The following is an 11786-nucleotide window of genomic DNA, read 5'->3' on the forward strand; positions in this document are numbered from 1 at the left end:
CCCTTGGGTGAAAAATCAGATCCAATCGGGCTTGGGAACAATGAGCCTTGGTATGGACGCAACAAGGATGAGCTTTGACGATCACTCTTAACGCGGTTGCCGAAAACGCTTCATTCTGATCAAGGCTTACGCATCAGCCCTATGAAAAACAGCCCGCCAATCGCTGCCGTGGCCACGCCAATCGGCAAGTCTTCCGGGGCGATCAGCGTGCGTGCCGCCACGTCGACCCACACCAGGAACAGGCTGCCCAGCAGCGCACACACCGGCAGTAACCGGCGATGCTCGGCGCCTACCAGGCGCCGGGCGATGTGCGGCACCATCAGCCCGACAAAGCCGATGGAGCCGCTGATGGACACTAGAACGCCGGTCATCAACGATGCCACCAGAAATACCTTGAGGCGCACATTGCGTGCGTTCAGCCCGAGGGTGACGGCAGTCTGCTCGCCGGCCATCAAGGCGTTCAACGGACGGGCCATGCCCACCAACACCAACAGCCCGAGCAGCACGGTGCCGGTGGGAATTGCCAGTAGCTCCCAACGCGCCAGGCCAAGGCCACCGAGCATCCAGAACATCACCGCTGACGCCGCACGATGATCGCCCATGAACAGTAAAAGATTGGCCGCCGCCATCATTACGAATGACACGGCCACGCCACACAGCAGCAGGCGATCACTCTCCAATCGGCCATTACGACTGGCCACCGCCAGCACCACCAGCATGCTTAGCAGCGCGCCGATAAATGCAGCGATGGGCAGGGTCAGCAGGCCGGCGATTTCGCCCACATGCAGCACGACGATCACCGCGCCCAACGTGGCGCCGGACGTCACGCCCAGCAGATGTGGATCGGCCAGCGGGTTGCGCGTGACGGCTTGCAGCACCGCGCCGATCAATGCCAATCCGGCGCCGACCAAGGCACCCAGCAACATGCGCGGCACGCGGATCAACCAGACAATATGTTCCTGCCCCATCGTCCAACTCACTTCGCCGATGCCAAGTGCCTTGTACAGCACAATCCGCCACACCACCTCCACCGGCACCCGTGCGGGGCCGAAGCCTAGCGAGATCACGGCAGAGATCAGCAGCAGTGCACCGAGGACCACGAGAAGTAAGGCGTAGCGACGGGAGATCATTCGCCGTGGAACCCTTTGGCCAGGGTTTCTACGGCCAGCACATTGTCGATGCCCGGCGTGGCTTGCACGTAGGGAATCACGATAAAACGCTGGTTCCTGATGGCGTCCACCGCTTGCAAGGCCGGGTTGTTCATCAGGAAGGCCTGCTTCTGTTCGGCGCTGATTTCGCTGTAGTCGACGATCACGATCACCTGCGGGTTGCGCACCACCACGGTCTCCCAGTTGACGCGAGTCCAACTGGCGTTGATGTCATCCAGGATATTGCGCCCGCCCGCTGCCTCGATCAGCGCCTGGGGCATACCCAGGCGGCCGGAGGTCATGGCGCGGTCTTCGCCGCTGTCGTACAGGAACACTCGCGGCTTGTCGGCAGGCAGGTCTTTCTGCACCTCGACCACTTGCGCCTGCATTTGCGTGATCACGGCATTGGCGCGGTCCTGCACGTCGAAGATCCTGCCCAGGTTGCGCAGGTCGTTGTAGGTATCGTCCAGGGTCGCCGCCTTGCGCTTCATTACAAAGGCGCAGGATTCAGTCAGCTCATACACGTTGATACCCAAGGTTTGCAGGGTACTCGGCGTGAGGTCTCCGCCCACGCGCATGCCGTAGTCCCAGCCGGCGAAAAAGAAATCCACGTTGGCGTTGAGTAGGGTTTCCACCGACGGGTATTTGCTCGCCAGCTCCGGCAGGCCGTCGAGGGGCTCGGCCATCTCGGGTGTGACCGACTTCCAGCCGGTCACACCGCTGTAGCCGGCCATGCGCGGCTTGAGACCCAGGGCGAGCATCATCTGGGTCATGTTGATGTCGTGGCTCACCGCGTGTTTCGGCGCTTCCTGGAAGGTCACGTCGCGGTTGCAGCTCTTGATGGTAACCGGGTAGTGGGTCGCTTCGGCGAGTGCCGCGGCGGCATTGAACAGCAAGGTAACGGCAAGCAGCGAACGCAGGATCATGGTTGGGTTATCCAGGTGATTCGGGGGTAGCCGGACAGCGGGTGGGTATCGATCAACGCCTCGACGCCAAACACATCGCGCAGCAGTTCGCGGGTCAGCACGTCATGGGGCGTGCCGCTGGCGACGATGCGCCCGTGGTTGATCACATACAGGCGATCACAGAAGGCGGCGGCCAGATTCAGGTCGTGGATGCTCGCCAGGGTGCCGATATTCAGGCGCTTGACCAGCCGCAAAAGCTCCAACTGATACCGTGGGTCGAGGTGGTTGGTGGGTTCGTCGAGGATCAGCAATTGTGGCTGCTGGGCCAACGCACGGGCGAGGATCACGCGTTGTTTTTCACCCCCCGAAAGGGTGGCGAATGCGTGGTCTTCGAAGCCATGCATACCTACCGATTCGAGTGCCTGCCGGATCAGTTGCTGGTCGTGCACGGTGTCGCCATCGAACAAACCTTTGTGTGGCGTGCGGCCCATGGCGACCACCTCATCCACCCGCAGGCCGAAGGCGTCGGGAAACTCCTGGAGCACCACGGCGATGCGTTGTGCACACCATTTCGCGCTTTGCTTCCACACGTTCTGATGGTCGAGCAGCACTTCACCATGTGCCGGCTGAGTGAACCGGTAGGCACAACGCAACAGGCTGGTCTTGCCGCTGCCATTGGGGCCGATCAGCCCGACAAACTCCTCTGCACCGACCTGCAGGCTGGCGTCACGCAGGTGGAACTGGTGCTGGCAGTGACTGGTTGGGGACCAGTTGAGGGCGGTGAGGGTGAGTGAAGTCATCATTACTCTCTGGTTTGACACCGATCAAAAATGTGGGAGCTGGCTTGCCTGCGATAGCGGTCCATCCAGAACAGATACGTTGCCTGACCTCCCGTCATCGCAGGCAAGCCTGCTCCCACAGTTTGTTTGGTGTTTGGGCCGTCAGAATGTGTAGTCCGCCGTGACGAAGAAGGAGCGCGGTTCGCCCAGAATCCACTGTTGGCCATCGTTGTACTGGCTGACGGCATAGGTTCGGTCGAACAGGTTGTTCAATTGCAGCCCCAACGTGGTGTTGCGCATCGCCTTCCACGACACCGTGGCGTCGACCACGGTGTAGCTCGGCAGCTCATTCTGGTTGGCCATGTCGGCGTAGCGCGCATCCACATAACGCACACCGGCACCGGCGCGGATATCGTCGGTCACGGCTTTGCTCAGCCACAGGTTGGCGGTGCGACGCGGTACGTCCACCGGACGGTTGCCGTCGCGGGAGACCTGCACGCCGCCGACGTCCTGTTTGAAGTCGTCGTACTGCGCATGCACGATGGCGGCGTTGGCTTGCAATGCCCAGGCGTGGGGCAGTTGCAGGTCGAGGCTGGCTTCCAGGCCGCGTGAGGATTGTTGGCCGACTTGCTGCTTGAGGTTCGGATCGCCCGGTACGTCAGTCAGCAGTTTCTTCTTGACGATGTGGTAGGCCGCCAAGGTCCATTCACCGCGCTGGTCCCAGAACGCTTGCTTGATGCCCACCTCGGTCTGTTTGGCGCTGGATAAGTCGAACTGCTGCTGGCCGGGGCTTAGGGAAATCAGGCCGCCGACACCGTCGGTGCTGGTGGCGTACTGGCCGTAGATCGAAGTATCCGGGGTAATCGCATACACCAGCCCGGCCTTCCAGTTATTGCCGGTGAGGGTCTTGTCGGCTTGGCCACCGGTGCGCAAATCATCACGCTCGATATGAGCGTAGTCGCGACGGATGCCGGTGATCAGCGACAACTGGTTGGTGAGCTGCAGACGGTTTTCCGCGAAGCCGGCGACCGTTTTGGTGGTGGTGGCAAACACCGGCTTGAACGGGTCTTTGCTTTGGAACGGCGCGGGCGCCGGATGGTACAGGTCAATGGGTTGGCCTTTGTCCAGCACATCGCTAAACGGGGTGTTGCTGGCGAGGCGGAAGCGGATGCGGTTGTATTCGACGCCGGTCACGGTCTGGCTGTCGAGACCGAACAGCGTGTGCTTGAAGGTAAAGGTCTGGCGGTCGCCGACCTGTTCCTGGTTGTGCTTGATGCCGAAGTTGCCGCTGCGGGTGAGTTGGCCGTCGCTGAAGTTGTAGTTCTCGGCATTCTGCCAGCGGCGCTGGTTTTTCAGGTAGTACAGTTCGTTGGTGGCGCTGATGTTGTCGTTGACCTGCCACTCGCTGGTCAGGCGCGTCCATTGGTCGTTGTAATGCTGGGTGTCGTTGCTGACGTTGTAGTTCTTCTCGCGCAGGCCCTTGTGCAACTGACCGTTGATCAGCGGTGTGCCGAAGTAGTTTTGCGGACGCTGATCGCCGTAGTCGCTGGCGAAGGTAAAGCTCAGATTATCCGCCGCCTGCCAGCGCAGGGTGCCGCTGACGAAGTCGCTGCTGGAATCGCCACGATCGATGAAGCCGTTGCTGCGCAGGCGATTGAGATTGAGGCGATAGCTCAGGGTGTCGGTCAGCGAACCGCCGCTGTCGAGGGCTTGCTGCTGGCGATCATAAGAGCCGTAACCGAGGCGGATGTGGTTTTCGATCTCGCCTTCGAAGGGCTTTTTCGACACGGTATTGATGACTGCGCCCGTGGCGCCTTCACCGTATAGCACCGAGGCCGGGCCGCGCAGCACGTCGACGCGCTCTACCGACCAAGTGTCTACCGGAAACGTCGAGGTCCCCATGCCCATGTACATGCGATTGCCGTCGTACAGCTGCATCACCGAACCCTGGCCGGTAAAACCACGGGCCGACAATGAGGTGCCGCCGTCACCCGGTGTGCCGGTACGGCTGATGCCGGTGGCGCGGGAGATCGCGTCCTGCACGCTGGCATCGCCACGTTCGCGGATCTGCGTGCCGGTCTGGCTTTCGACACTGCCAGGGGTTTGCAACGCCGTGAGGTTCAGGCGCGAACCCGCGGTGGTCGGCGTGTTCAGGTCGATACGTTCGTTATCCACGGCAGGTGCGGTCACGGGGCTGGCGGGCAGGGTCAGGGCCTGGGCGTTGTTGTGCAAGGCGAGCAGGCACAGGCCGGACGCAAGGTACTTGTTCATCGGTCGGTCAATCGCTTCTTGGAGGGTTGCCGCCGCAAGGTGCGGCGGGCAACGATAACGCAGAAAGTGTTATAAGTTAACACTTATTGGCTGCGGGACAAAAGTCGCGCAAGGCTACAGAAGGCCTCTGCCATGGGCATCTCGCCTGATTCATGCCGAACCTGAGGCAGATTCATGTTGGCCAAACAGGCGCGACAGCACCAGACGATCCAGCGCCCACACCACGATCAAAGACGCGCCAACAAGAGGAAAAATAATCGCCAACGCGAGCATGATCACCATCGCGGTTTTCCACTTTGGCAGGTCATGGCGCAATGGTGGAACACCCAATCCGCCAGCAGGCCGCCGCTTCCACCAGATCACCACACCGCTGACCGCACTGAGCAGAATCATCAGGCAGATCAGCAGCACGATGATCTGGTTCACCACGCCGAACATCTTGCCTTCGTGCAGCATCACGCCGGTTTCGGTGGCGCGGGCGACAACGTTGTAGTGCGCCCAGCGCACATCGGCCAGGACCTTGCCGGTGTACTGGTCCACATGCAGGGTGGCGTCATTGCGCGGGTCATTGGCGAACACCGCGACAGTGAACACGCCGGTGGCCGTGGTGGGGAAGGTGATGCTGTAGCCGGGCTCGACCTTGCGTGCGTTGGCCAGGTCCACCACCTGCTGCAGGCGCACGACGGGCGCAGCGGGGCCAGAGTGCAGGGGGCCGTGGTTCATGTGCTCGGCGTGGTCGCCGGACATCGGCATCGGCGTGTTTTCCATGGCCCAGGGCACGGTCTGTTGGCTGGCCGTATTGAGGCTGCGTGCCTGTTGGTCGGACTGCGGCACGTTGTTCCACATGGCCGCCGGGAATGTGTTCCACAGCTCGGCGTATTGTTTGCCCCAGAAGCCGGTCCAGGTCATGCCGCTGAGCAGCATCACCAGCAGCAGTGACGCGCCCCAGAAGCCGGTGACAGCATGCATATCACGCCAGAACACACGGCCGCGCGCGTTGAGGCGTGGCCACAACACGCCCGTCGAGGACTTGCCGCGCGGCCACCACAGGTAGAGGCCCGACACCACCAACATCACGCCCCAACCCGCCGCCAACTCCACCAGGCGGTCGCCGACGGTGCCGATCATCAATTCACCGTGCAGGGCGCGGGCGATGGCTTGCAGGTTGTATTTGGAATCCTGTTCGCCGAGCACGGTGCCGCGATAGGGGTCGACGAATACCGTCACTTCGCGGCCGTCGTTATGCATCACGAACTGCGCGCTGCGGGTGGCGTCGGCCGGTGGCAGGTATTTGCTGATCGTGCCTTGGGGGTAGGCGGCCTGGGCCCGTTGCAATTGCTCATCGGCGGTCAGCGTGTGTCCGGCGGCGGGCACGGTGAGCAGGTCGCCGTACATCAGTGGATCGAGTTGGGGTTTGAACAGGTAGATGATGCCGGTGAGGGCCAGCAGCACCATGAACGGGGCGACAAAGAGCCCGGCGTAGAAATGCCAGCGCCAGGCCAGGTTGTAGAAGGAAATCTTTTGAGTACTCATCAAGGGCTCCGCAAGGCTTTGAATTTTTGTCGTCAGTTATGCCGCTATCGCAGGCAAGCCAGCTCCCACATTTGGAATGCATTCCCCTGTGGGAGCTGGCTTGCCTGCGATGCTTTTAGAAGCTCATGTCGACCTTGGTCCACAGGGTGCGGCCGGGCTCCTTGATGGCCTGCGGATCATTGGCCGGGTAGCCGAAGCCCGCGTTGCCGGCCAGGTTCAAGTGCTCGGCATAAGCCTTGCCGAACAGGTTGTCGACGCCGGTGCTGACCTTGAAGTTTTTGTTGATGCGGTACGCCGCGTTCAACGAGAACACGCCAAAGCCGCTGCTCTTGTCGAAGTCCTTGCCGACCACGTTGCCTTTGTTCTGGTCGATACGGTTTTGTGCCGCGACCACACGCCACAAGGCGCCGGCGCTCCAGTCGTCTTCGCTATAGGTGAGGCCGAAACGTGCATCCAGCGGCGGCATTTGTGGGAGTGCCTTGCCGTCACTGGTGTTCTTGCCCCAGGCGTAGGCGAGGGTGGCGTCGGCTTTCCAATGGGGTGTGAGTTTGTACGCCGCGCCGAGTTCGCCGCCCATGATGCGGGCGTCGACGTTGCGCGCCTGGGAGGTGGTGCCCATCATGCCGGGCTTGTAGTCGAACAGGATGAAGTCTTGTACCCGGCCGATGTAACCCGAGGCCCAGGCCTCGAGGTCGGCGGTTTTGTACTGTGCGCCGAAGTCGAGTTGGGTGGTTTTTTCCGGCTTCACACCGTCGAACGCATTCACTGAACCGACCGCGCCGGTTTTTGGCGAAAACAGCTCCCAGTAATCCGGGAAACGTTCGGCGTGGCCCAAGCCTGCGTAGACCGTGGTGGGCGTGTCGGCCAGGTCGTGTTCGTATCGCACAAAGCCTGACGGCAGGGTGTCGGCACGGGTGTTATCGGCGGTGGGGTTGGGGCGGGACATCATTCCCGAGCCGGTGGTCTGGCGGAAATCCTTGGCCGAGGCGCGGTCCAGGCGTGCGCCAGTGATCAGGCGGTCGCGGTCGGCGGCGTACCAGGTCAACTCACCGAATACCCCGTAGTTGTGGAAGTTGGCGTCCTTGACCCGTGGCAAATCCTTATAGGTGTCGATGCCCATGCTGCTGCGCTGGCGGTGTTCGTTGGTCTGCGCATCCAGGCCGCTGATCAGTTGCACATCGGCCCAGCGCCAGGTCGCCTTGATCCGCGCGCCGAGGGTACGCCGGTCGACGTTGGAAGCCATCGGCCCGGCCATCATCCCAGTGCCGGATGGCGTGCGCAGCGTGTAGTTGTCCATCACATGATCGGCGTAGTTGTAGTAGACCTGGGCCTCGACCTTATCCAGCACTTCGCCGATGTTGGATTTCTCGAAACGCAGCCCCAGGCTTTCGCGAAGGAACTGCGAGCCGTCCATGCCACGCCCCGCGTAGCGTGCTTCGCCATCGCCGCGGCCAGCGGTGAGTTCCAGCAGGGTGTCGGCATCCGGGGTGAAACCGACGGCCACATCGCCGTTCCACTTGTCGTAGCGCGAGGCGACGGTTTTGTTATTGCCGTCCTTGTAATCGTCGGCATGGGCCTGGTTGCCGATCACCCGCACATAGCCCAGCGGCCCACCGGCCGCGGCGTCGATGACTTTGTCGAAGCGTCCGTTGGAGCCCGCCAACACACTGGCGTTGACCCGTGTGCCCAGCTCACCGAACTGCTCTGGCTCGCGATCGAACAGGATCGTACCGGCCGACGCGCCCGGGCCCCAAAGCACGGTTTGTGGACCTTTGATCACGGTCAGCTTGTCGTAGGTTTCCGGCGAGATGTACGAGGTGGGCGCGTCCATCCGCCCGGGGCAGGCGCCGAGCATCATGCCGCCATTGGTGAGGATATTCAGGCGCGAGCCGAACATGCCACGCAACACCGGGTCGCCATTGGTTCCGCCATTGCGCACCAGGGCGAAGCCGGGAATGGTCTTGAGGTAGTCGCCGCCGTCGCTGGCGGGCACCGGTTGGCGTGGGTCTTTCGGGTTGGTGACCACGGTCAGCGGCGAGCTGGGAGCGATGGCCGTGATCACGGTGGGGCTCAGCTCGTGCTCGTCGGCGTGAGCCTGTGGTACCAGCAGTGCGCCGCACAGAACGGCGAAAACAGGGGTGCATCCCAAACGGGAGTCAGCAGGAAACCTGGACATGAAAAATTCCATCAATCATTCGTAAACAACACGGCCAGCAGCCTGCGGCTGTCTGTCTAAAGTCGGCCGGGGTGAAGTAACGGTGTTAAGGGCGCTTACGCGTTGATGGGGGGCGCGCGGCTGCGGGCGCCAGGGAAGATGCTCTGCCGGGCATGGCCCAGGCGCGTGGCGGGGGTGAGGGCGTTGGCGGGCGTTGGCGAGCCCAGAATGACAGGTGAGACGCTGCCGGGCAGGGCGGGGCAACTGAAGAGCAGGTCGCAATAGCCGCATTTGGCCCAGAGCGCGTGGTGCTCATCGGGCGCTTTTTTGTGATGGGAGTCGCCGTGGCCCATCGGCATGCTCATCGACATACCGGCGTGATGATCCATCGGCATCGCTTGGGAAATCAGCGGACCGATAAAAATCATCAGCATGGCGAACAGGCTGATCCAACTGCCGCGCATCACGTGGCGGCGTGGGGACAACCTGGCGCGAGGGGCGCCCATCGAGTGTCAGCTTATTGGGCGTGCATATGCTCGTGGCCGGCCGTTGGCGGTGCTTTCTGCACCGAGACTTCCACCTGCACCTTGCCGGCTTTTTCGAAGGTCAACGTCAGTGGGAACTGCTTGCCATCGGCCAACAGGCTGCGGTCTTTGAGTCCCAGCAGCATCACGTGATAGGCCATTGGCGCGAAGGTCAGGTCTCCCTTGGCCGGCACCGTCACGCTGGGCACTTGTTGCATCTTCATCAAGTCGCCCTGCATCACATGTTCATGCAGTTCGGCCTTGTCCGCTACGGGGGTCTCGACGCTGAGCAGTCGGTCTGGTGTTTCACCGGTGTTATGAATCACGAAGTACGCCGCTACGGTGGGCGCATTGGGTGGCAATTCCTGGGACCAGGGATCGCTGACCCGCAGGTTGCCGGCCTTGTAGTCGTCGGCATTGGCAGCAACGCACACCGGCAACAACAACGCAGCCAGAAGCAGGGAAGATTTGAGCATGGCAGTTCTCCAGAACGGTTCTAAACGCAGTTCACTTGCGAAGAAAATCAGACCGTTGGAGAGGCGCGGGGGTTGAGGCTCGGCCATTGCTGGCGCGGGGTTGGGTTTTGCAGTTGGGGTGGCGGCAGGTTTTTCATCGCATCGAAATGCGTGAGATACAACTGCGGCACATGCCCCGGCACCGCCACCAGTGGCGCAGAGCCTGAGCAACACCAGCAATGCTGCATGGTGGAATGATCGTCCGGTTGCGGCGCCGGAATATCCAGCTTGCCCAGGGCAATGGTTTTGAAACTGGCGCCATTGGACGAACAGAAACTGCCCCACAGCAGTTGCTGCACGGGGTCCTGGGACTGTTGCATCGCACTGGCCATCGGCATGGCAAAGGCGTTGAACAGCACTGCAAAGCAGGCGATCCACACAATTGCAAAGCGTTGACGGGCCATGGCGGACAATCCGTAGGGTTAAACGATCAGGTGGGTATTTAGCCTGATCGGGGGGGATAAGTAAAAAGGGGCGGTGTGGTTTGGTGTCGCAGTGCTGGATTTGAGGATAGACGGGAACTTGGAATTGCCAATTTTCGATGGGGCGCGAAACTCATGTTCACGCTGAACATTGTGGGAGCTGGCTTGCCTGCGATGCAGACGACACGGTCTTCCAGTTGGATCGAGGTGATGCCATCGCAGGCGAGCCAGCTCCCACAGGGGGCAGTGGTGTTTAGAGAACGGTGATTGCCTGTAGCACCGCAGCTACGGTAGTGAACTCTCGATTCACCGCAGCCAACACCGGCCGCTTCAACACCACCACCGGCACTCCACGCTCCCGCGCCACTTCCAGCTTCGGCTCGGTGGCTGTGCTGCCGCTGTTCTTGCTGACCAACACATCAATGCCGCGCCGTTCGAACAGGGCGCGTTCGTCTTCGATCTGAAACGGTCCACGCGCGCCAATCACTTCACACCGCTCATTTCCCGGGTACATATCCAGCGCCCGTAACGTCCAGAATTGCTCCGGTGGAATTTCATCAAGGTGCTGCAACGGCTCTCGGCCCAGCGTGAACAGTGGGCGCTTGAAGGGTTTCAGCGCTTCGATCAATTCTGCCCAGTCACTGACCTCACGCCAATCATCCCCCGCGTGTGGCTGCCACGCCGGGCGGCGCAATGCCCAGCACGGTACGCCGCATGCCCTTGCCGCCTCGGCAGCATTGCGGCTGATCTGCGCCGCATACGGGTGGGTTGCATCGAGAATCAGGCTAATCCCCTCATCCCGAACAAACTGCGCTAACCCTTGCGCTCCGCCATAACCGCCAACTCGCACCTGGCAATTGAGGTCAGTTGGCACGCGGCCAACACCGGCCAAGCTGTAAACATGTTCCGGGCCAAGCGTACGGGCAATAGCCAGCGCTTCAGTCACGCCACCTAGCAACAGAATCCGTTTCATAACGGCTTGATCACTTCCAGCAAGGTAATCGGCAACGCCTGCCGCCATGTATCGAACTCCCCCAGCGGCTGTGCCTGCGCCACATGGATGCGGGTCAGCTCGCCGCCATGTTGGGCGCGCCAGTTCATCAAAGTCATTTCACTTTGCAGGGTCACGGCATTGGCGACCAACCGGCCGCCTGGCCGTAACTGTCTCCAGCAGGTATCGAGCACACCGTCGCGGGTGACACCGCCGCCGATGAAAATCGCATCCGGTGCCTCCAGGTCGCTTAACGCCTCGGGTGCCTTGCCGCGGATCAATTGCAGGCCGGGCACGCCAAGGGCGTCGCGGTTATGTTCGATCAAGTCTTGGCGGCCGGTATCGGCTTCAATCGCCAGCGCTCTGCAACTGGGGTGAGTACGCATCCACTCGATACCAATGGAGCCGCTGCCCGCACCCACATCCCACAGCAATTCGCCGGGCATCGGTGCGAGGCGGGCGAGGGTCATGGCACGCACATCGCGTTTGGTCAGTTGGCCGTCGTGTTTGAACGCCGAATCGGGCAGCCCGGCGAGGCGTGAC

At 61.6% G+C, this 11786-nt stretch carries 11 protein-coding genes; all 11 read right to left on the minus strand.

Annotated elements, in window-relative coordinates; all coding sequences use genetic code 11:
* Positions 1 to 119: 119 nt before the first annotated feature.
* Positions 120 to 1130: a FecCD family ABC transporter permease gene (locus tag ACRESD_RS04750; protein WP_431749867.1), complete on the minus strand. Its 1011-nt coding sequence runs from the start codon at positions 1128 to 1130 to the stop codon at positions 120 to 122.
* Positions 1127 to 2074 (minus strand): ABC transporter substrate-binding protein, encoded by a 948-nt coding sequence (locus ACRESD_RS04755; protein ID WP_431749868.1) that lies wholly within the window; start codon positions 2072 to 2074, stop codon positions 1127 to 1129. The genes ACRESD_RS04750 and ACRESD_RS04755 overlap by 4 nt, the downstream gene beginning before the upstream one ends.
* The gene (locus ACRESD_RS04760; protein ID WP_431749869.1) at positions 2071 to 2853 is read right to left on the minus strand and encodes an ABC transporter ATP-binding protein; all 783 of its coding nucleotides are present in this window, start codon (positions 2851 to 2853) and stop codon (positions 2071 to 2073) included. Before ACRESD_RS04760 ends, ACRESD_RS04755 begins: the two co-directional genes overlap by 4 nt.
* A gap of 141 nt (positions 2854 to 2994) precedes the next feature.
* Complete coding sequence (locus ACRESD_RS04765) at positions 2995 to 5103, minus strand: TonB-dependent receptor (RefSeq protein ID WP_431749870.1); 2109 nt, start codon at positions 5101 to 5103, stop codon at positions 2995 to 2997.
* A 150-nt stretch (positions 5104 to 5253) separates the two neighbouring features.
* The gene (locus ACRESD_RS04770) at positions 5254 to 6636 is read right to left on the minus strand and encodes a PepSY-associated TM helix domain-containing protein (RefSeq protein WP_431749871.1); all 1383 of its coding nucleotides are present in this window, start codon (positions 6634 to 6636) and stop codon (positions 5254 to 5256) included.
* A gap of 115 nt (positions 6637 to 6751) precedes the next feature.
* Positions 6752 to 8812, minus strand: coding sequence for a TonB-dependent copper receptor (locus ACRESD_RS04775; protein WP_431749872.1), 2061 nt, complete (start codon positions 8810 to 8812; stop codon positions 6752 to 6754).
* A 95-nt stretch (positions 8813 to 8907) separates the two neighbouring features.
* Positions 8908 to 9297, minus strand: a complete 390-nt coding sequence (locus ACRESD_RS04780) for a DUF2946 domain-containing protein (protein WP_431749873.1) — start codon at positions 9295 to 9297, stop codon at positions 8908 to 8910.
* An 11-nt stretch (positions 9298 to 9308) separates the two neighbouring features.
* Positions 9309 to 9791: a copper chaperone PCu(A)C gene (locus tag ACRESD_RS04785; protein ID WP_431749874.1), complete on the minus strand. Its 483-nt coding sequence runs from the start codon at positions 9789 to 9791 to the stop codon at positions 9309 to 9311.
* Between the two features lie 47 nt (positions 9792 to 9838).
* The gene (locus ACRESD_RS04790) at positions 9839 to 10234 is read right to left on the minus strand and encodes a DUF2946 domain-containing protein (protein ID WP_431749875.1); all 396 of its coding nucleotides are present in this window, start codon (positions 10232 to 10234) and stop codon (positions 9839 to 9841) included.
* Positions 10235 to 10505: 271 nt separating this feature from the next.
* The gene (locus tag ACRESD_RS04795) at positions 10506 to 11225 is read right to left on the minus strand and encodes a cobalt-precorrin-6A reductase (RefSeq protein WP_431749876.1); all 720 of its coding nucleotides are present in this window, start codon (positions 11223 to 11225) and stop codon (positions 10506 to 10508) included.
* The coding region (cbiT, locus tag ACRESD_RS04800; RefSeq protein WP_431749877.1) for a precorrin-6Y C5,15-methyltransferase (decarboxylating) subunit CbiT at positions 11222 to 11786 on the minus strand (565 nt) is incomplete at its 5' end. The genes cbiT and ACRESD_RS04795, both read right to left, overlap by 4 nt.

This window comes from Pseudomonas sp., assembly GCF_050739995.1.
Taxonomy (GTDB): Bacteria; Pseudomonadota; Gammaproteobacteria; order Pseudomonadales; family Pseudomonadaceae; genus Aquipseudomonas.

What these genes read in the sequence shown, in the direction of transcription:
- ACRESD_RS04765 (WP_431749870.1), bottom strand. Translation starts at nt 5,103, where the DNA reads ATGAACAAGTACCTTGCGTCCGGCCTGTGCCTGCTCGCCTTGCACAAC.
- ACRESD_RS04760 (WP_431749869.1), bottom strand. Translation starts at nt 2,853, where the DNA reads ATGACTTCACTCACCCTCACCGCCCTCAACTGGTCCCCAACCAGTCAC.
- ACRESD_RS04775 (WP_431749872.1), bottom strand. Translation starts at nt 8,812, where the DNA reads ATGTCCAGGTTTCCTGCTGACTCCCGTTTGGGATGCACCCCTGTTTTC.
- ACRESD_RS04795 (WP_431749876.1), bottom strand. Translation starts at nt 11,225, where the DNA reads ATGAAACGGATTCTGTTGCTAGGTGGCGTGACTGAAGCGCTGGCTATT.
- ACRESD_RS04780 (WP_431749873.1), bottom strand. Translation starts at nt 9,297, where the DNA reads ATGGGCGCCCCTCGCGCCAGGTTGTCCCCACGCCGCCACGTGATGCGC.
- ACRESD_RS04790 (WP_431749875.1), bottom strand. Translation starts at nt 10,234, where the DNA reads ATGGCCCGTCAACGCTTTGCAATTGTGTGGATCGCCTGCTTTGCAGTG.
- ACRESD_RS04770 (WP_431749871.1), bottom strand. Translation starts at nt 6,636, where the DNA reads ATGAGTACTCAAAAGATTTCCTTCTACAACCTGGCCTGGCGCTGGCAT.
- ACRESD_RS04755 (WP_431749868.1), bottom strand. Translation starts at nt 2,074, where the DNA reads ATGATCCTGCGTTCGCTGCTTGCCGTTACCTTGCTGTTCAATGCCGCC.
- ACRESD_RS04750 (WP_431749867.1), bottom strand. Translation starts at nt 1,130, where the DNA reads ATGATCTCCCGTCGCTACGCCTTACTTCTCGTGGTCCTCGGTGCACTG.
- ACRESD_RS04785 (WP_431749874.1), bottom strand. Translation starts at nt 9,791, where the DNA reads ATGCTCAAATCTTCCCTGCTTCTGGCTGCGTTGTTGTTGCCGGTGTGC.